The organism is Microbulbifer maximicatervae (SeqCode) (genome assembly GCF_052467815.1).
The window spans coordinates 1,908,721-1,929,082 of the sequence record NZ_CP174326.1 but is presented as its reverse complement, the minus strand read 5'-3'; the positions used below and the strand labels follow the sequence as shown (position 1 = coordinate 1,929,082).

15 protein-coding genes are annotated in these 20,362 nt (G+C 51.7%); 10 read left to right on the top strand and 5 right to left on the bottom strand.

From position 1 onward, the window contains the following. Positions 1–7: 7 nt before the first annotated feature. Positions 8–928: a glycosyltransferase gene (locus tag ACJJIW_RS08500; protein WP_444892195.1), complete on the bottom strand. Its 921-nt coding sequence runs from the start codon at positions 926–928 to the stop codon at positions 8–10. A 237-nt stretch (positions 929–1,165) separates the two neighbouring features. On the opposite strand from ACJJIW_RS08500, the gene ACJJIW_RS08495 reads away from it, so the two are divergent. Continuing rightward, on the top strand, positions 1,166–2,296 hold the full coding sequence (locus tag ACJJIW_RS08495) for a glycosyltransferase family 4 protein (protein ID WP_444937102.1): 1,131 nt from the start codon (positions 1,166–1,168) through the stop codon (positions 2,294–2,296). Then, entirely contained in the window at positions 2,289–2,954 is a 666-nt protein-coding gene (locus ACJJIW_RS08490) for a YrbL family protein (protein ID WP_282931001.1), read from the top strand. Before ACJJIW_RS08495 ends, ACJJIW_RS08490 begins: the two co-directional genes overlap by 8 nt. On the opposite strand, the gene ACJJIW_RS08485 is transcribed toward ACJJIW_RS08490, so the two are convergent. Next, the gene (locus ACJJIW_RS08485) at positions 2,951–3,838 is read right to left on the bottom strand and encodes an ELM1/GtrOC1 family putative glycosyltransferase (protein WP_282931000.1); all 888 of its coding nucleotides are present in this window, start codon (positions 3,836–3,838) and stop codon (positions 2,951–2,953) included. The genes ACJJIW_RS08490 and ACJJIW_RS08485 overlap by 4 nt on opposite strands. A 353-nt stretch (positions 3,839–4,191) precedes the next feature. Between ACJJIW_RS08485 and ACJJIW_RS08480 the strand changes: the two genes are divergently transcribed. After that, positions 4,192–5,469 carry an O-antigen ligase family protein gene (locus ACJJIW_RS08480; RefSeq protein ID WP_444937101.1) on the top strand — a complete coding sequence of 426 codons (1,278 nt, stop codon included), beginning with the start codon at positions 4,192–4,194 and terminating at the stop codon, positions 5,467–5,469. Between the two features lie 24 nt (positions 5,470–5,493). Beyond that, on the top strand, positions 5,494–6,837 hold the full coding sequence (locus tag ACJJIW_RS08475) for a UDP-glucose dehydrogenase family protein (protein WP_282930998.1): 1,344 nt from the start codon (positions 5,494–5,496) through the stop codon (positions 6,835–6,837). A gap of 52 nt (positions 6,838–6,889) precedes the next feature. On the opposite strand, the gene ACJJIW_RS08470 is transcribed toward ACJJIW_RS08475, so the two are convergent. The 3 genes from ACJJIW_RS08470 to tfpB all read right to left on the bottom strand — a co-directional run bounded on the left by ACJJIW_RS08470 (position 6,890) and on the right by tfpB (position 12,691). Further along, positions 6,890–7,843 (bottom strand): branched-chain amino acid transaminase, encoded by a 954-nt coding sequence (locus ACJJIW_RS08470; protein WP_282930997.1) that lies wholly within the window; start codon positions 7,841–7,843, stop codon positions 6,890–6,892. 59 nt (positions 7,844–7,902) lie between these two features. Continuing rightward, entirely contained in the window at positions 7,903–10,746 is a 2,844-nt protein-coding gene (gene glnE, locus ACJJIW_RS08465) for a bifunctional [glutamate--ammonia ligase]-adenylyl-L-tyrosine phosphorylase/[glutamate--ammonia-ligase] adenylyltransferase (protein ID WP_444937100.1), read from the bottom strand. A 169-nt stretch (positions 10,747–10,915) separates the two neighbouring features. Next, positions 10,916–12,691, bottom strand: a complete 1,776-nt coding sequence (tfpB, locus tag ACJJIW_RS08460; protein WP_444937099.1) for a type IV pilus assembly ATPase TfpB — start codon at positions 12,689–12,691, stop codon at positions 10,916–10,918. A 146-nt stretch (positions 12,692–12,837) separates the two neighbouring features. Between tfpB and ACJJIW_RS08455 the strand changes: the two genes are divergently transcribed. The 6 genes from ACJJIW_RS08455 to ilvD all read left to right on the top strand — a co-directional run bounded on the left by ACJJIW_RS08455 (position 12,838) and on the right by ilvD (position 20,345). Beyond that, positions 12,838–13,515, top strand: coding sequence for a TIGR00153 family protein (locus tag ACJJIW_RS08455; protein ID WP_282930994.1), 678 nt, complete (start codon positions 12,838–12,840; stop codon positions 13,513–13,515). 10 nt (positions 13,516–13,525) lie between these two features. Further along, positions 13,526–14,800 (top strand): inorganic phosphate transporter, encoded by a 1,275-nt coding sequence (locus ACJJIW_RS08450; RefSeq protein WP_282930993.1) that lies wholly within the window; start codon positions 13,526–13,528, stop codon positions 14,798–14,800. Between the two features lie 183 nt (positions 14,801–14,983). Further along, positions 14,984–15,862, top strand: a complete 879-nt coding sequence (locus ACJJIW_RS08445) for a DMT family transporter (protein ID WP_444937098.1) — start codon at positions 14,984–14,986, stop codon at positions 15,860–15,862. Beyond that, a complete protein-coding gene (gene argE, locus ACJJIW_RS08440; RefSeq protein ID WP_444937097.1) occupies positions 15,840–17,003 on the top strand; it encodes an acetylornithine deacetylase in 1,164 nt (387 codons plus the stop codon). The genes ACJJIW_RS08445 and argE overlap by 23 nt, the downstream gene beginning before the upstream one ends. A gap of 58 nt (positions 17,004–17,061) precedes the next feature. Continuing rightward, positions 17,062–18,384, top strand: coding sequence for an amino-acid N-acetyltransferase (gene argA / locus ACJJIW_RS08435; RefSeq protein WP_444937096.1), 1,323 nt, complete (start codon positions 17,062–17,064; stop codon positions 18,382–18,384). Between the two features lie 128 nt (positions 18,385–18,512). Then, complete coding sequence (gene ilvD / locus ACJJIW_RS08430; protein ID WP_444937095.1) at positions 18,513–20,345, top strand: dihydroxy-acid dehydratase; 1,833 nt, start codon at positions 18,513–18,515, stop codon at positions 20,343–20,345. Positions 20,346–20,362 lie beyond the last annotated feature (17 nt).

Genomic DNA, 20,362 nt, shown 5'->3' with positions numbered 1-20,362 from the left:
AAACTAATTAGTGATCTACCACCCGGTAAAACTCTGAACGCACTCCAAAAACACCACAGGCCATACCCGCAGAGCGGCAAGCGCGAAGCCAGGGCCCAGACCCCAAACGCTTGCCACCAATAACCATTCCTAAAATACAGCCTAAACTGGAGATCAATAACTGTCCCAATGCAGATACAAAGATACTGGGATGGCTGCGACCTTTGGCAAGTTTATGCTTCGCCAGAGTAATACCAGCTGAGAATTTCCTACGCGATAACCAGCGCATATTGGCCCGACTCTCTGGTACAGCTTCGTATACTTTAGCCTCCAGACAGTAGAGAATCTCTCCCCCCTTTGCTTTGTACTCTGTGAAAAAAATCACATCTGTACCAGCACCGAGAGGGTCTTGTTCATTAAATCTCAAACTTAATGAGCGAATACTGCTCATCGGTATTAGCACATTACTGGTCGCGCAGTAATTGAGCTCTTCACCAGTTTTCCGCTTTTGCCGATAAAAAATATGGGAATAGTATGCAGGAACAGAATCGGGCCAACGTCGAATAACGCTACCACAAACTACACTATTGCCCCCCAGCTTCTGCGAATAATCATAAAGCTGGATTAACCAATCGGCCTCTACCCATTCATCATCATCGATGAAAACCAAGTAGTCAGCCCCCATATTATTGAGCTCGTCGATACAACGATTGCGGGCACAGGGAATACCTCGCTGCTCTTCCACGGCACAATTGAGGGGAAAGGGGAAGCTCTCCGACAGTTCGTCTACAACTTTCCTACCCGCCTGAGCATCCGAATCATTATCGACAATCAGTGCAGCCACATTTAAATCTGAAGGCAGCTGGAGTTTGGCCAAGCTTTGCAAGGAGTTGCGAAGCCGCTCTGGTCGCTGATAGGTGCAAATACAGATCACTAACAAGGGGTGCAATGTAAACTCCAGATTACGGCCAAATACAGGTCGGTTATAGGCATCTGAATTGGGTTAAAAAAGAATCAGCCTATACCCTTAACAATGACCTGTCTATAATACCACTTTTGCCAAATGCTTTATCAGGGCATCTATGCTCCACATTATACGCTTGCGCCCGACCTTCCCCACTAAAACAAAACTCACTAGTCAAATTAGTTTAATAAACAACCTCCTTAACTGCCGGTATATCTCCCCATGAAAATTATGCAGCTTTTGCCCGCCCTGAACTCCGGGGGGGTTGAAAGGGGAACTGTTGATCTTGCCCGTTTCCTGGTAGCAGAAGGGCATCAGTCAGTCGTTATCTCCAGCGGGGGGGCAATGGTCGAGCAGCTCAAAGCTGAAGGCTCAAGCCATATTGAGCTACCAATTCACAAAAAGTCCCTTTTCAGCCTCCTTCAAGTCAGGCCACTCCGGGAAATCATCTCCCGCGAAAAGCCCGATATCCTTCACGTACGCTCCCGAGTTCCAGCATGGCTAACTTACTTGGCCTGGAGAAAACTTGACCCGGTTGAACGCCCCCGCCTTGTCAGCACGGCTCACGGCCTCTACTCAATTAACCGCTACAGTGCCATCATGGCGCAGACAGAGCAGGTCATTGCCATTTCTGAGTGTGTGAACAACTACTTACTGGAAAATTACGCGGAATACTTGCAACGCCCTCCGCAGATTGTCTACCGGGGGGTAGATACAGATGAATTCAAACCCAATACTTACCCACCTGAGACCTGGTACCAACAAATACACCAGGAATTCCCTGAGCTTGCGGGCAAATGCTGGCTTCTCTTGCCAGGCCGACTGACCCGCTGGAAAGGGCAGGAAGACTTTATCGACCTCATCCATCAGCTGATCAAAAGCCGAACAGATATACACGGTGTTATTCTTGGTGGAGCAGAAAAGAATAAACAGCATTACGCCGATGAATTAGAGCAGAAAATTCGCTCATTGAAGCTTGAGGATCACCTCACTTTGGTTGGTCATCGTAGTGATATACGTCACTGGTATAGTGCGTCCAGTTTGGTGTATAACCTATCACGTCGACCCGAGCCATTTGGCAGAACCGTTATAGAATCCGCCGCGATTGGCACTCCTATTATCGGTTATAACATTGGGGGCCCGGCAGAGTCGCTGAATGCCTGTTTCCCTCAAGGGTTAGTTGATATCAATGATTCAAAAGCTTTACTCACGCGTACTCAAGAGCTGCTCGGCAGCCCTGAACAGAAGCCTCACCTTTCTACCGAATTCACTTTGGGTAGACAGGCCGAACACACCATTGAAATCTACAAGAGCCTACTCACAGAGCGTACCGGAGCCAGCCCGAGTGATTGATTTGAGCCAGAGCGAGCCGTTTGCCAGTGGAGGCAATCGCTTTTGCTACCGACATCCGCAAAGACCAGAAATCTGCGTCAAAGTGATGCGACCAGGGCGAACCTCTGAGCTACTGGGACGGGCGCCCTGGTACAAAACTTGGCGTGGGGAGTCTTATTTTGATGACAATCTTCGTGAGCTGGAGGGCTATAGCCAACGAGCTCTTGCCAGTAATCGAGATGGACTTTGGCAGCATTTGCCAAGGTGGTATGGGATACAAGAGACTAACTTGGGGCCCGCAGCAGTTACCGACATGATTCTCGATCGCGATGGCAGTCCAGCATCCACTCTGCGCCAATACCTGAATGAATATGGCCTTGATACTGAAGTACGTGCCTCTTTACAGCGCTTTTCCGAGTGGCTACTTGAATATGAAGTACTCACCAAAAACCTAATTGCCCACAATCTGGTCCTACGAAAGGAAAATGGAGAACTGCAGACCTACCTGATTGATGGATTGGGCTGCGCCTCTTTCCTACCCTTACCAAAAGTTTCCAGCTACTTCGCAAAACGCTATATCCACCGTCGTATCGCGCGTATGTGGCTGAGAGTCGAGTGGGAAATATCCAATAAGGAAACCCCTTGGCGAAAATTTGAAGCCGAGGGGCTCAAACGCTAGCGACTTGGCAATCCTGATCGGCGTAGCAATGCTTGGGCACAAAGCAGATATTGGTTAAGGGGATCCCGCCCAGCCCCTTCTTTCACTTCAAACCGTTCGCTGACCAATCCTTGGTCCAAAAGCCTTAAAACCGCTGATCGTACTTTATTTGATTGACTGCGGCTCGGAACCCGAATCACACCTATCTGGGCTCGACTTTGCAGCGACTCGAATAGCATGGAGATACTGTCCTCAGTAACCCAGATTCTCTCTGCTTGAGACAATTGCTCCTGAAGCCAACCCGCCGGACACGAAAGCCAATCAACCAACTTCGCGCGCCCCCTCCCCAGCTCCACCATTGTGCCTTCCGGAGTTCTCCTACTGTCAGAAATACACCAGTCCAAGGGTTGAGCCAATAACTTATCAACCTGCTCCCGGATTGAGTCTGAATTCCAGCTGTAATGCTTACTGGGCCCACCCAATAAAATAAGCCCTTTGCCAGCTTGCAGTGCACCTTCCTGTAGAGGTTCGGTCAGGGCGCCCTGACTCACAATGACATTGGGTAGCGGCGGGGGACGGTCGTGTTCTGGAACGATGGCAAAATCAAACCAGCGATAAGGCCACAACGGACGGTTAATTGCTACTGCGCGACCACCAAACCTGTAACGCGCGGACAACATGGGAAGACGACTGCGTCGGCCAGTACCAATCAGAAAATCAGGGGTTGGAAGGCTTTCCAGCCACTTTCCTGGTTTAAAAACAATACGACTGGCACTGTACTCAGGCGGTATGTCGAAGGCCTGTAACTTCCCGGCAAAGCTCCTGCGCAACCCTTCTATGAGAGCAGCACTCTGCTTTTCATGAGCCCGGTTGCCATCCAGAAAACGCCAAACAGTAAGTTGCAATATTGAACCCTAAACTACTAAAACATCGAGGAGATAGCGCAGTGTACATAGCGCATGCCAGTGGAGCTACTGTAACAAGGCTATGGGAGCCCCAAAACATCCAGTATACTGCCTACCATACCCTTCCAGGGAGCTCCAAAGGGTGCCCCTAGTGAATCTATACCTAAGGAGGCCCCGTTAAAGCGCTCAGCCAAATAGATATCCGCTATTACTTTGTGTAAAGCCCCACAATTATCACCAAAAAGCAAAATTTGAGCGCTCATGGACAACAGACTTTTATATAGTACCCACCCATACAGCCTATTTCCGCGCACATCATTACAATATTTTCTGAATGGCCGACAGTTGCACCTATGCCTGAACTTGGAAGTACTCTAAACAAGCTTTCCCAGCCCGTTTATCGCCAGCAAAGCTCACTGTGGATTTCAGGTCTCCTCAAATGGGCCTTTCTCGGGTTATTTCTGCTGGTATGTGGCTACTATGTTTCCCCTAAGGTATCAGGGGTACAAACCAGCTTCTATCTAACTTTACTACCCACAGCCTTTCTACTGCTGGCATGGAGAAAGAGCTATCGTTTCTTAATTTCCTGGCAATTCCTAACCTTTTGTAGCCTGCCAATCATTCTAGCTCTATCAACGCTGTGGGCCTCACCGGATACCGCAGATGTTTATAGACAGCCTGATTACTACTGGAAATTGGTGTTATACCTAGCTCTATTCTACTGCGCTGTTTTCTTCCTGTTAGAGCAGTACGGTGACAACATCCTCCATAAGCTATTGCTCTCACTTATTGTGATTGGATTGCTATCCGGTGTTGCCTCATTAATTTATTACTCCCTTGACGGCGGATTACAGGATCTGCGCCGGATTGGCGGTATATCTCTCGAGGGTAATATTGATAAAACAGGAATGCTGTTTGGCTTCCACGCTCTTTTTTGCTGCTACGGTCTCTACCAAAAACCCCGCATTTGGCGCTGGTTATCAGGAGCAGGCTTACTTACGTCCTGCATCTATATAGTTTTGTCACAGACCAAGGTCCCAATTGTTATGGCGGGCTTCTCAATCTTCTTGGTTGTATTCGGCAATCTTTCGCGCCTGCTGAAAATATTAGTTGTTGTGGCTATCGTCTGTGTACTGCCATTGGCCTATTTTGCCTTGTACGGTGACTTGCCCCTTTTACATCGGGGTAGTGCCTACTCTGTTCGCCTGACACTCTGGCAAAAAGCCTTTGAGGAGTTCCTGCAAGCCCCGCTACTTGGCCAGGGGTTAGTGCACAAGAAATTTATTGAGCTAAACAGGATGGTACCCCATCCTCACAACTTCCTTCTGGATATCGCGCGTTTTAGCGGACTACTGGGGCTGGCAGCCTGTGCCTGGCAGGGGCTTACAACCCTGTGGACAGTGAGATCCAAGGAGAGACTTTTGAGCTGGATTCCAGGCTTGTATTTCACCTGGTTCCTATTCGGCGTACTAGCAATGCTGACATACGCCCAGCAACCTTTGGCAAAGCCCAATTATATTTGGTTCTTTTACTGGATTCCCCTAGCTATCCTGCTGGCACGAAGCAGCATTGAAGATCGGGGTTTGAGTCAATATAAAACTATCCAGGAAAGTAACCCTCAAAAACAGTAACCGCTGAGAGATAGAGTCACACTGATGAATGTAACCGTATTTGGCACCGGCTATGTGGGCCTGGTGCAAGCAGCAGTCTTAGCTGAAGCTGGCAATAAAGTAGTTTGTATCGATATAGACGCGGACAAGATCAACCGCCTCAAGCAGGGTATTATCCCTATTTATGAGCCAGGCCTGGAGCCTATGGTGAAGAACAGTATCACCACTGGCAATCTATCTTTTTCAACTGATGCGGCCTTCGGTGTAGAACACGGTGAGCTGATTTTTATAGCCGTGGGCACTCCTCCAGATGAGGACGGCTCAGCAGACCTTCGACATGTGTTGACTGTTGCAAGAACCATTGCCAAGCACATGGAGTGCAAGAAATACATCATCAACAAATCCACAGTACCTGTGGGTACGGCCGACAAAGTACGAGCTGCTGTTGAGGAAGAATTGGCCGAGCGGGATAAGTCCGATATGCCATTCGATGTTATTTCCAACCCTGAATTCCTCAAGGAAGGTTCGGCACTGAATGACTGTATGCGGCCAGACCGAATTATTATCGGCACCTCCGAAGCAGAATCAGAACAGAAGCTTCGCCACCTCTATGCGCCATTCAACCGCAATCACGAAAAGATCCTGGTGATGGACGTTAAAAGTGCGGAACTGACCAAGTATGCCGCCAACTGTATGCTGGCAACCAAGATCAGCTTTATGAATGAAATGGCAAATATTGCCGATAAAGTGGGCGCTGATATTGAGGCAGTTCGGGCAGGCATAGGTTCAGATCCGCGAGTTGGTTACCAGTTTATCTACGCCGGTATCGGCTACGGTGGCTCCTGCTTCCCGAAAGATGTGAAAGCCCTGATTTCCTCAGCCCAACAACTGGGCATTGCCGCAGATATTCTCGCTGCCGTGGAATCTCGCAACGAGCGTCAAAAACACTATCTCGCCGAAAAAATCCTGCGCCACTTCAAGGGAGATATTCAGGGCAAAACTTTCGCGCTCTGGGGACTGTCATTTAAACCCAATACAGATGATATGCGCGAAGCCCCCAGCCGCGTACTGTTAGCTCGACTATGGGAGCAGGGTGCGAAGGTACGGGCATTTGATCCAGAGGCTATGGAGGAGTGCCAGCGAATTTTTGGCGATCGCGAAGACCTGACTCTATGCGACTCCAAAACAGAGGCCTTACAAGGTGCCGATGCCCTGATTGTCGCGACCGAATGGCAACAGTTCAAATCTCTGGATATTGATGAAGTTAGCGCCATTCTCAGTGCGCCGGTTGTGTTTGACGGACGCAACCAGTACGAGCCAGAGGAAATGCGCGAGGCAGGCTTTGATTATTACTGCGTGGGACGCCCGGACACCACCAGCTCTTATTAAGTAAACCTTAATCAAAATAAAAACCCGGCATCTGCCGGGTTTTTATTTTGATTCATGCTATACGCATTTTCACTTCAGCCTGACCCGCCACATCACTGAGCCACCCCCGATGCGCAGCACTCCGCCCATGTACCACATCAAAATAAAGATTTTGCAAACGCCCGGTGATAGGGCCACGGCGACCGCTGCCGATGGAGCGCCCATCTAATTCACTAATCGGCAATACTTCTGCCGCCGTACCGGTAAAAAATGCTTCGTCAGCGATATAAACTTCATCTCGGGTAATACGCTTCTCTACCACCCTATAGCCGCACTCCCGTGCCAGCTCAATAACTGTGTCGCGGGTAATTCCATCCAGGCACGACGTCAGCTCTGGCGTATATATCGTCCCATCGCGAACAATGAAGACATTTTCTCCGCTACCTTCAGCAACATAACCCTCGGGGTCCAGTAACAACGCCTCTTCGCAGCCATTGCGCACAGCTTCCTGTAGCGCCAGCATCGAGTTTATATAGTTACCATTGGCCTTCGCCTTACACATGCTGATATTCACATGATGTCGGGTATATGAGGAGGTATTCACCTTAATACCCTGCTCCAGGGCCTCGGGGCTCATATAACTGGGCCACTCCCAGGAAGCAATAATCACATGAGTTGACAGGTTTTCTGCACGCAATCCCATTCCCTCTGACCCGTAAAATACCATTGGTCTCAAGTAAGCTTGCCGCAAGTTATTTTCGCGCACCACAAGTCGCTGAGCTTCATTCAACTCATCGGCACTATAGGGCATCGAGATATTCATTATTTTCGCGGAGCGAAACAACCGACGGGTGTGCTCCTGCAAACGAAAGATACTGGTACCAGTGTCGGTTTCATAAGCCCGTACGCCTTCAAACACCCCCATTCCATAGTGCAGGGTATGAGTGAGGACATGCACCCGGGCATCGCGCCAGGGAACCAATTCACCATCAAACCAGATAACGCCGTCGCGGTCGGCAAAAGACATGGGTAACTCCTACAAATCCTGAAAAACAGTTTAATCGGGCAGCAGGTGGAAACCCGGTATTAACCGAGTAATTGCTGCCAGTTTGTTTGAACGGTCTTTCTTTCCGCTGTGAATTGGTCATCGCTCACAATCCCTGGCAGTTGTTGTAGTGCCAGGCGATGACCTTCAGATCGGTAGGCTTTGTAGGCGTCGATCAGATGTCCGGCTTGTTGGGCCGGCATCAGGCCCGCGTCAATTAGACTTTCGAGAATGCGGATATTATCGGTATACCGCACGATCGAGGGCGAAGTTTTTGCCCAGGCCAGAGCAGCATATTGAACCATAAATTCAATATCGACAATACCGCCCTCACCGTGCTTTAGGTCAAATTTTTTATCGTTGCTCTTATCGAGGTGCGCACGCATTTTATTGCGCATTTCCACCACCTCATCACGCAATTTATCGCTCTTTCGCGACTGGCAAAGCAATTTCGTACGCAACTGGTGAAACGACTCACTCAGGCGGAGACTACCGGCGACAGATCGGGCTCTCACCAGAGCCTGATGCTCCCAAGTCCAGGCACTCTCCCTCTGGTATTTTTCAAAGGCAGCAACTGAAGTCACCAAGAGTCCTGAATTACCCGAGGGGCGCAGTCTTGTATCTACCTCATAAAGAGGCCCGCTCAATGTACGGGTTTGTAATATGTGGATAAGTCGCTGTGCCAATCGAGTAAAAAAGCTCAAGTTATCAATACTGGTTTTACCGTCAGTAACCTGCATCGCATCCGCATCGTGCACAAAAACAATATCCAAGTCAGAACCGTGGCCAAGCTCCAATCCCCCCAGCTTTCCATAGGCGATAATGGCAAAGTGCATGTCCTCAGCCGAGGCCCCCGCAGGCACACCATATTTATCCACCATCTGTGCCCAGGCGAGTTGCAATGACTGCTGCAATATCGCCTCAGCCAACCAGGTAAGGGAATCACTGACTTTCATCAAAGGCAGGGCACCATTCACTTCTTGTGCCGCAATGCGCAGGCTTTGACTCTGTTTAAAATATCGCAGCGCCTCCATTTGCAATTCCAGATCTTCGGGATCAATCCGCAACAATTCGAGACGCAGCTCATTGGCAATATCTGCCGCCGTAGAGGGTGCCAATAACCTGCGCGAATCCAGCAGCTCATCCAGCAGGATTGGATGGCGCGCAAGTTGCTCAGCAATCCATGGACTGGCGCTACAGAGGCGTACCAGCTGGTTGAGCACGGGGGGATTTTCATTGATCAGGACGAGATAGGCACTGCGACGTAGTACTGATCGCACTAGAGGTAAAACACGGGTTAGCACTAACGAGCTGTCAGCCTGTAACCCCGCTGCGGCCAGTAGGGTAGGCATAAATTGGTCCAGGCGCGCACGGGAAGAAGCCGGTAGTGCTGCAACCATTGTTGACTGGCACAGCTCTTTTAAGTGCTCGAGCGCCTGCGGTGGCGGAAGAAACCCTGCACTCTCCAAAATCTGCAAATTCTCTTCATCAGCAGTTTCATCGGCGCAACTTGCCCAGAGTCCCTGCCACTCCTCAGCCACACTGGGGGCAGCCATTTCCTCCGGTGGAGCGATCACTGTGTCAAACTCCCGTTCAACTAAGGAACGAACGGCGACCAGCTCACTCTCCAGTTGCTCCCAGTTGTCACGGCCCAGGGCAAATGCCAATTTTTCCCTTTCTTCCTTCTCCGCTGGGAGCGCCTGTGTTTGTTGATCCCGGCATGCCTGAAGAGCGTGTTCAACTCTCCGCAGCAGCAAATAACAACTGGTCAATTCACTGGCCACACCCGGTTCAACATGGCCATCACTTTCCAAAAGGGGTAGTAATTTGAGCAAACTGCGCTCGCGCAGCGCGGGCTCCCGCCCTCCGCGAATTAACTGAAATGCCTGGGCAATAAATTCCAACTCTCGAATGCCACCCCGCCCAAGTTTGATATTGTCTGTTAAACCGCGAGCGCGTACCTGCCGCTGTATCAGGGCTTTCATTTCGCGCAAAGCGTCAATAGCACTGAAATCGATATAGCGGCGATAAGTAAATGGGCGCAATAGCTCCATCAACTCTTCAGCAAACTCCTCCCTGCCAGCAACTGGGCGAGCTTTAACCATGGCATAGCGCTCCCACTCACGCCCTTGAGTCTGGTAATAGTCCTCCAGAGCGGCGAAATGGCTTACCAAGGGGCCACTGTCACCATAGGGGCGCAAACGCATATCTACACGGAAGACAAAACCATCCGCATTGATTCCATCTAATGATTTAATCAAGCGCTGGCCAAGTTTTTGGAAAAATTGCTGATTTTCTATGCTCTTTTCACCATCGGTATAACCGGGCTCAGGGTAGGCAAAAATCAAATCGATATCCGATGAGAGGTTGAGTTCCCGGGCTCCCAATTTGCCCATTCCCAACACCACCATCGACTGACTATCGCCAGCTCTACTACGAGGCTCGCCATAGCGTTCAACTAACTTCTCATGGTGCCATTGCATCGCCGTACGAATGGATAGCTCTGCCAATTCACTGAGACGCAGACATGCCTGGGGAATATCCCACTGTCCGGCAAAATCGCGAAATATGACCTCAGTCGTTACCCGGTTGCGCAATAAGCGCAATTGAAGGTCTAACTCCTCATCACTTTCTATGGTCGGCAGGGAGAGTCCAAGATCTTGTTTAAGCAACAAATCCCGTAAAAGCTCTGGGCGGCGACAGCACTGTTGATAAAAAAATTCTGAACCAATTAAGCTCCGAGCCACTCCTTGCGCAAGCAATGGCTCTGCCAGCAAGCTCTCCACCTCAACAACAAGCGCGGCCTCCGCCAGTTCACACCAGTCATGCCAAAGTGACTGAAGTTGAGCGCGGATGGGTTTTGGGCACTGAATGTTGTCAAACATGAGGGTCGATCCTTGGTGCGAATATCAGCGGGCAATTCTGCCTAGCTATCGGCATTCCGATAGCTAGCGGTGGTATCGGATAATGATGAGTGGCCGAGCAAGCCCGCCCCTCGCGTCACTTCACTGGCCTCTACATCTTCAAACAGTTATCTCAGAGAGGCCACCCAAGCTAAAAAGCGATATCCGGCGGTGGGGCGACCCTCAATACCTCTGCCACAGTGGTCAAACCCGCCGCTACTTTTTTCGCGCCGGAAAGCCTCAGGCTATTCATACCTTCGCGCATCGCCTGGCGCCGCAGTTGCTGTAGATCACAATCGGAGGTGACAATAGCTTGTACCGATTCGCTAAATGGCAGGATTTCATAAATTCCCTGACGCCCACGATAACCCGTATTACGACACTCCAGGCAACCTCCCGGCCGGTAGACTTTGTCCGGCAACGGCGCTCTCCAGGGTTTCACCAGAGACTGCCAATCGACCTCTTCAATTTTGTCCTCCTGTTTGCAATTGGGACATAGTGTCCGTACCAAGCGCTGGGCCATCACCCCGAGAATGGTGGACTTCAATAAATAATGCGGCAAGCCCAGATCCAATAAGCGGGTAACCGCTGTTGGAGCGTCATTGGTATGCAGGGTTGAGATAACCAGGTGGCCTGTCAGTGCCGCTTGAACCGCCATCTGAGCGGTTTCCAGGTCACGAATTTCACCAACCATGATGATATCGGGGTCCTGGCGCATCAGGGTTCTGATACCTGCAGCAAAATCAAAGCCGATAGAGTGATGAACCTGGGTTTGGTTAAAGCTCTCTTCCACCATTTCGACAGGATCTTCAACCGTGGAAACATTCACTGCACTGGTGGCCAACTGCTTAAGACCAGTATACAAAGTTGTGGTTTTACCCGAACCGGTAGGGCCCGTAACCAACACAATACCATTCGGCCGTGACAGCATCGCTTTCCAACGAGCCAAGTCGTCACCACCTAACCCCAGGTCAGAATAAGATCGCGCGAGAACCTCCGGGTCGAAGATCCGCATAACCAGCTTCTCGCCAAAAGCAGTGGGTAGCGTGGAGAGGCGCAACTCTACCTCGCTACCATCGGGTCTTTTGGTCTTGATACGTCCATCCTGGGGTTTGCGTTTCTCCGCCACGTTCATGCGACCAAGAATTTTCAGGCGACTGGTAATCGCGGCATTCACCTGGTCAGGTAGCTCGTGGATCGGGTGCAACACGCCATCAATGCGGAAGCGAATACGCCCCACCTCCCTGCGAGGTTCAATATGGATATCACTGGCGCGCTGGTCAAAGGCGTGCTGCAAAAGCCAATCGACAATATTGACGATGTGCTGATCGTTGGCTTCCGGGTCCTTTAAAGCGCCCAGCTCCAGTAGCTGCTCGAAATTATTGGCTACTGAGGTTCCCTGAAGGCCGCTGGCACCGGAGATTGAGTTGGAAAGCGAATAAAACTCAACACAATGCCGCTTGATATCAGCCGGATCAGCCACCACACGGCGCACCCTGCGGCCACTGGTATGCTCCAGCTGCTCTTCCCAACCATGGGTAAACGGCTGGGCAGTTGCCACCAACAGCTCCTCAGCGCCCGCCTCGACACAAAGGATTTGGTGACGCTTGGCAAACTGAAAGCTCATCACCTCAGTGACAGCGCTCACATTAATCTTCAGCGGATCAATATGATACAAGGGGTGAGAGGAAATATCCGCCAGCCAGGCATTGAGAGTTTCACTATTCAGAAGCCTGCCGGGCTGTTTTTGATTGGCAAGATCACAACTGGCGATATAGCTAAGCGGGTGCATCTGGGCCTGCTCAGCAGTGCGTGGAGTGCCGATGATCCGGTTGGCATCTTCTCGGCTGACAAAGCCCTGCTCCACCAAATCTTCCAATAAACCGCGCAGTTCCAGTAGTCGGTCTGCAACTCTGCCCTCTGCCATTGGCAACCCCTTTATTCTCATATGGCGACGTTGCATTGTAGCCCTATCATCAAGCTATGAAAGTGCGCTGTTAACGCACTATTACGAAGTTGCCCCGATTGGGGTACCATGCCGCCGTTTTCGCATTCTGAGCAATGGAGCTAACCATGGCCCTGTCGAATATTGCCAACTTATTTGGCCGCTCTCCGATTAAGCCAATCGAGAAGCATATGGCTACGGCCCACGAGGCATCGGCTGACCTGATCCCCTTCTTTGAAGCACTGATTAAAGGTGACCTCAAAGAGGCGGAACAGATCCAACTGCGCATCTCCGCCTCGGAGAACCGCGCTGACGATATCAAGAGAGACCTGCGCCTGCATCTGCCGGACAGCCTGTTTATGCCAGTGTCCAGAACCGATTTGCTGGAATTGCTGCATGCCCAGGATGAAGTGGCCAACACCGCCCAGGATATCGCTGGCCTGGCTGTTGGCAGGAAGATGCAGATTCCCGCACCTCTCCAATCCTTGATGGCCACCTTTGTGGAGAGCGCTGTCGCCACTTCTGCACAGGCTCTGCGTGCCATCAACGAACTGGACGAGTTGCTGGAAAGCGGCTTTGCGGGGCGTGAGGTGGATATCGCCAAACGCATGACCGAAGAGCTGGATGAGCTGGAGCGCAAATCAGACAAACTCGAAGTCGAAATTCGTGCGTCTCTGTTTGCCATTGAGAAAGACTTACCTCCGGTGGACGTTATGTTCCTCTACCGGGTTATTGAATGGATCGGTGAACTTGCCGATCGCGCCCACAGCGTGGGTAACCGACTGCAGTTGTTGTTAGCACGTTAGGGGGTTTAGCGTGGAAATTATTAGTCAATACGGCCATATATTATTGATTTTGGCCTGTGTGGCAGGCTTCTTTATGGCCTGGGGCGTCGGTGCCAACGACGTAGCCAACGCCATGGGTACCTCCGTAGGTTCCCGTGCACTGACTATCAAGCAGGCGATTGTTATCGCCATGATCTTTGAATTTGCCGGCGCTTATTTGGCAGGCGGAGAGGTTACCGCAACCATCCGCAAAGGCATTATCGATTCTGAAGTCTTCGCCGCCCAACCGCAGCTGTTGGTATACGGTATGCTTTCGGCACTGCTGGCGGCGGGTACCTGGCTGCTGGTAGCCAGTATTCTCGGCTGGCCGGTATCCACCACCCACTCTATTGTCGGCGCAATTGTCGGCTTCTCTGCGGTAGGTATATCCCCAGATGCAGTGGCCTGGGGTAAAGTGGGCAGTATCGTGGCTAGCTGGGTGGTCTCCCCGGTTCTCGCGGGCACCCTGTCTTTCCTGTTATTCCGCAGTGTCCAGCGCCTGATCCTGGACACGGAAGACCCCTTCAACAATGCCAAGCGCTACATCCCCTTCTACATGTTTGCAGTGGGCTGGATGATTGCCATGGTGACCCTTACTAAGGGCCTCAAGCACGTTCTTAAAGATGCCAATATCCAGCTCAGCTTTATCCAGGATGCCGGTATCGCCGCCCTGGTGGGCCTTGCTGTCGCCGGTATCGGGGTCACCATGCTCAAGCGTGTCCAGCGCGACCCGGCAGCTGAAGCTGAAAACCGTTTCGCCAACGTCGAGCGCGTATTTGCGATCCTGATGGTCTTCACCGCCTGTGCCATGGCCTTCGCTCACGGCTCCAACGACGTCGCCAACGCCGTTGGTCCCCTGGCAGCCGTAGTTAACACCATCCAGAGCGGCGCTATCACCGTCAAATCCACTATGCCTTCCTGGATATTACTGCTCGGCGGTATCGGTATTGTGGTGGGCCTGGCGACATACGGCTTTAAGGTAATGGCCACTATCGGTAAGAAAATCACCGAGCTGACACCAAGCCGTGGCTTCGCAGCCGAATTAGGCGCAGCCTCCACCGTGGTACTGGCCTCCGGTACTGGCCTGCCTATCTCCACAACTCACACTCTGGTGGGTGCGGTATTGGGCGTTGGTCTTGCGCGAGGTATCGGTGCGTTGAATCTGCGTATGATCACCACTATCGCCGCTTCCTGGGTAGTCACCCTACCAGCAGGTGCAGGTATTGCGATCCTGTTCTTCTACTTCTTCAAAGGCTTGTTCGGCTAAAACCGAAGCAGCACACAAAGCAGATCAGCAAAGGGGGTTAAAGCCCCCTTTTTTTATGCCTCTCATATCCACCACTTTAGTAAGGCTTCCTGTCGATATCTATTTCGCTCCTCTGGCATTAATATTTAGGGAAATAAACTGGGCCCAACCCACCGACCAATCTATGCCTGCGAATTCACCCTGATGCCATTACTGTTGTTTGTCACTCTTCTGTGGGCCTTTTCCTTCAGTTTGATAGGCGCCTACCTGGCCGGACAGGTGGATAGCTATTTTTCCGCAATGACACGGGTGCTCCTTGCCACAGCGGTATTTATACCCATGCTGAAATGGAAGGGTTGCCCTCCCTGTACCGCGATACGTTTAATTGTGATCGGTGCTGTACAACTGGGGCTGATGTACTTGTTTTACTACCAGTCATTCTTACTGCTCAGTGTCCCCGAAGTACTTCTATTTACTATTTTCACTCCCCTGTATATCACCGCCCTTGAGGACTTCCTTAACAGGCACTTTTCTGTCTGGAACCTCACTATCGCAGCCATGACTGTATTGGGAGCAGCCACTATTCGCTGGGGCTCTCCCAGTAGTGACTTTTGGATTGGGTTTGTAGTCGTCCAGGGCGCCAACCTATGTTTTGCCGTAGGGCAGGTGGCATACAAGCGCCTGATGCCCAGCGAGCAATCCCTCCCTCCAAGACAAACCTTCGCCTGGTTTTTTATCGGTGCCAGCGCAGTCACCTTTGTAGCTTGGCTCCTTCTTGGAAAGCCGCAGTACCCACAAGGCGCGCAACAATGGAGTACTTTACTCTGGCTGGGTCTGGTGGCATCAGGTCTGGGCTATTTCTTGTGGAATAAGGGAGCCACACAGGTCTCCACTGGCACCCTGGCCGCTATGAACAATGCACTGATTCCCGCTGGTTTGTTAGTAAATCTGTTAATCTGGAATCGGGATGCCGATCTAACTCGCCTCACATTGGGGGGAAGCCTGATCGGAGTCGCTGTTATCTTGAATGAATGGCGCTACAAGAAAAGGGAAAGTCACCATGACGAGTATCGCAGTACCTGACCTTAAGACCCAATTACATCAGTTGATTGCCTGCCCTAGTGTCAGTGCAACAGACCCTTCTCTAGATATGGGTAATCGCCCCGTAGTTGAGCTTTTGGGGGGATGGTTGGAAAGCCTTGGCTTCAATGTTGAGGTAATGCCGTTAAAGGGCTCACCCAATAAAGCCAATATGATTGCCACCCTCGGTGGCAAGGGTGACAGCGATGGCGGGCTCGTCCTATCAGGGCATACCGACACAGTGCCCTTTGATGCAGGTCGGTGGCAATCAGATCCCTTTAAGGTTTTAGAGCGTGACAACCGCTTCTACGGCCTCGGCACTAGTGACATGAAAGGCTTTTTCCCTCTGGTCATAGAGGCTGCAAATTCTTTTCTCGATAAACCATTGCAAAAACCACTCATCGTCCTCGCTACAGCCGATGAAGAAACAAGTATGAGCGGTGCCCGTGCCCTCGTTGAGGCCGGCAAGCCTCGGGCGCGCTACGCTGTGATAGGTGAACCCACCGGACTTCGCCCGATACGTATGCACAAGGGCGTTATGATGGAGGCGGTGCGTATTACCGGGCAATCAGGCCACTCATCGGACCCCAGCCTGGGAGCCAATGCTATCGAGGCCATGCACAAAGTCATCGGCGAATTATTAGTCTTGCGTAAAGAGTGGCAGCAAAAATACAACAATCCCGGATTTGCTGTTCCTGTGCCCACAATGAACTTAGGCTGTATCCATGGGGGTGACAATCCCAATCGAATTTGCGGTCACACTGAACTCCAGTTTGATATACGTCCGCTGCCTGGGATGCAGCTTGCAGATCTACGGGAAGAGCTAAACAAACGCATACTTACCATTCCACAAGACAATAAAATTCAGGTGAAAGTGACCTCTTTATTCCCCGGTACTGCGCCCTTTGAACAAGATGCACATTCAGAGTTAGTTAAAGCTGCAGAACAACTCTGTGGTCACCCAGCTGAAAGTGTTGCCTTTGGCACCGAAGCGCCCTACTTGAAGAGTTTGAATATTGACACTATTGTGCTCGGCCCCGGCGATATCGATCAAGCACATCAGCCGGATGAATTTCTCGCCCTGGATCGTATCAACCCTATGGTCAATATTCTGCGCGACTTGATTGGCCGTTTTTGCCTATAAAGAGCCTGCGCCCGCCTCCAGGCAGTAACACTAGAAGACTTGCACACGGTAATAATTAGTGAGCGACGATAACGCCTCCCTGAACTGGTTTCGCCACGCGGCACCTTACATCAACGACCTGCGCGGTCGCACTCTAGTAGTTGGTATTCCCGGCAATGCTCTAGAGCATGCCAACTTCCGCAATCTGGTACATGATTTGGCCCTGCTTGCCAGCCTTGGGGTTAGATTGGTTGTTGTGCACGGTGCGCGAGAGCAAATCAATCGAGCCCTGGATGATCGCGGCATTGAAAACCGATTTCATGAGAACCAGCGTATTACCAATCGTGAGACATTGGAGATTGTTAAGTCCGTAGTGGGTAAACTGCGCTTCGATATTGAAGCCGCTTTTTCCCAGGGGCTGCCAGACTCGCCTATGGCGCGTTCGGCCCTCAAAGTAGTCTCAGGCAATTTTGTTACAGCACGCCCCTGTGGCGTACTGGACGGGGTAGATCTGGGCTGGACCGGCACCGTGAGGCGCATGGACGTGAGCACCCTGGAGCAAACTCTGGACCAAGGCTCTCTAGTACTCCTTTCCCCCCTGGGTACATCCCTGACTGGGGAGCTATTCAATATCAATTACCTCGACTTGGCCGCCGAAGCTTCCAGGGTATTACGTGCCGAAAAACTGGTGCTATTCCGCGAACCTGAGCAACTCCAAGTGGACGGAAATACGATACATGAGCTGAGCATACTGCAAGCGGAACAGGTCTCACCCAAAGTTCAAAGCGCAACTCTAAGCTGCGCCATTCGAGCCTGTAACGCCGGAATTGCCCGCACCCACTTGCTCAGTTTTTGCCAAAATGGAGCCTTAATTCAAGAGCTGTTTCGCAGAGAAGGGGCCGGAACCATGATTTACCGAGACAGCTATGAAGTGGTACGCAGGGCGCGAATTACCGATGTAGGCGGTATCCTCGGCCTAATCCGACCGCTAGAGAAAGATGGCGTTTTGGTACGGCGCTCCCGCGAGAAACTCGAGGCAGAAATCGAACACTTCACCCTGGTAGAAGTGGACGGCACTCCAGTTGCCTGTGCAGCCCTATATCCGATTAAAGATGCCAGTGGAACAACCACAGCAGCCGAAGTCGCCTGCCTTGCCAGCCATCCGGAATTTCGCGGTGGCGGGCGTGGTGCCAAGCTGATGCGCCACCTTGAGCGACAAGCACAATCAGTTCAGGTCGATGAACTCTACGTCCTTACCACCCAGACTGAGCACTGGTTTATCGAACAGGGCTTTGAGCAAGTCGGTATCAGTGAGCTGCCTACCGCGCGGAAGTCCCTGTACAACATTCAGCGCAATTCGAGAATCCTGCGTAAACGCCTGGGGAAAAGTCAGCCCACTTAGTCATAAAAATTTGAAATGCTCATCCTTAATAATCCTTTGATCGGTAGTTTTTACGCAAAAATATCCCAGGAAAGTCCATTTTTTGTTAAGCTGGCGCATTCATTGTTGCCAGCTGGAATCTGTGACTTATGCCCCAATACCGCTCCCGCACCTCTACCGCCGGTCGCAATATGGCCGGAGCCCGCGCCTTGTGGCGTGCCACCGGTATGACGGATGAGGATTTCCACAAGCCGATCATTGCTATTGCCAATTCTTTTACCCAATTTGTCCCTGGGCATGTGCACCTGAAGGATATGGGACAGCTTGTCGCACGGGAGATTGAACGCGCCGGCGGCGTGGCCAAGGAATTCAATACGATCGCTGTGGATGACGGTATCGCAATGGGTCACGACGGCATGCTCTATAGCCTGCCCAGCCGCGAAATTATCGCTGACTCAGTGGAGTACATGGTCAATGCCCACTGTGCCGACGCCCTCGTTTGTATCTCCAACTGCGACAAGATCACTCCGGGAATGATGATGGCAGCCATGCGCCTGAACATTCCAGTTATCTTTGTCTCCGGTGGCCCCATGGAGGCCGGCAAAACCAAGTTGGCTGACCACAAGCTCGACTTAGTAGATGCTATGGTGATCGCCGCTACAGATACGGCCTCCGACGAGGAAGTTGCTGAGTATGAGCGCTCTGCCTGCCCGACCTGCGGCTCCTGCTCAGGAATGTTTACAGCGAACTCCATGAACTGCCTGACCGAGGCCCTGGGGCTTTCACTCCCTGGTAACGGCACCATGCTAGCGACTCACGCCGACCGCAAGGAGCTATTCCTCCGCGCTGGCCGCGAGATCGTAACCCTGACCAAACGCTACTATGAGCAGGATGACGAAACTGCCCTGCCGCGCAACATCGCCAACCGCACAGCCTTCCGCAATGCCATGGCTCTCGATATCGCCATGGGAGGCTCCACAAATACCATCCTGCACCTGCTGGCAACCGCTCAGGAAGGTGAGATTGACTTTACCCTGGAAGATATCGACAGCCTCTCCCGTGAGGTTCCACAGCTGTGCAAGGTTGCCCCCAATACCGAGAAATACCATATAGAAGATGTACACCGCGCCGGTGGTGTAATGGCCATCCTCGGGGAGTTGGAGGCCGCAGGTCTTATCGACTCTTCACTACCAACCGCCTACGGTGGTTCGCTCGCCGATGCCCTGGCGCGCTGGGATATTTGCCGCACGGACGACCAATCTGTAGTGGAATTCTATCGCGCGGGCCCCGCAGGCATTCCCACCCAAACAGCTTTCAGCCAGGAATGCCGCTGGTCCACTTTAGATGCAGACCGCCAGCGTGGCTGTATCCGTTCTGCTGAGCACGCCTACTCCTCTGAGGGAGGGCTCGCCGTTCTCTTTGGTAACCTGGCCCCCAATGGCTGTGTAGTGAAGACTTCCGGCGTCGATGAGTCGCTGTGGAAATTCGAAGGCCCCGCCCACGTAGTAGAAAGCCAGGAAGAGGCGGTTTCCAATATCCTCGAAGGGAAGGTCAGTAAAGGTGAGGCTGTTATCGTCCGCTACGAAGGTCCTAAAGGTGGACCTGGTATGCAGGAGATGCTCTACCCCACCAGCTACCTAAAGTCCAAGGGGCTTGGGGAGCACTGCGCATTAATTACCGATGGCCGCTTCTCAGGCGGTACTTCGGGCCTCTCTATTGGACATGTATCACCGGAAGCAGCATCCGGAGGTAATATCGCTCTGGTTCGCAATGGAGACCTGATACGTATTGATATTCCAGCGAGGAAAATTGAAATCGTTATTGAGGAAAGTCAGCTCGACAAGCGACGCCGGGAAATGGAAGAAAGTCCCAACGGCTGGAAACCTGTTGAGGAGCGCCCCCGCAAGGTCAGCAAGGCACTGAAAGCCTATGCCATGCTCGCCACCAGCGCAGACCGAGGTGCCGTGAGAGAAATTGACTGATTAAAACTGCTCGAAAA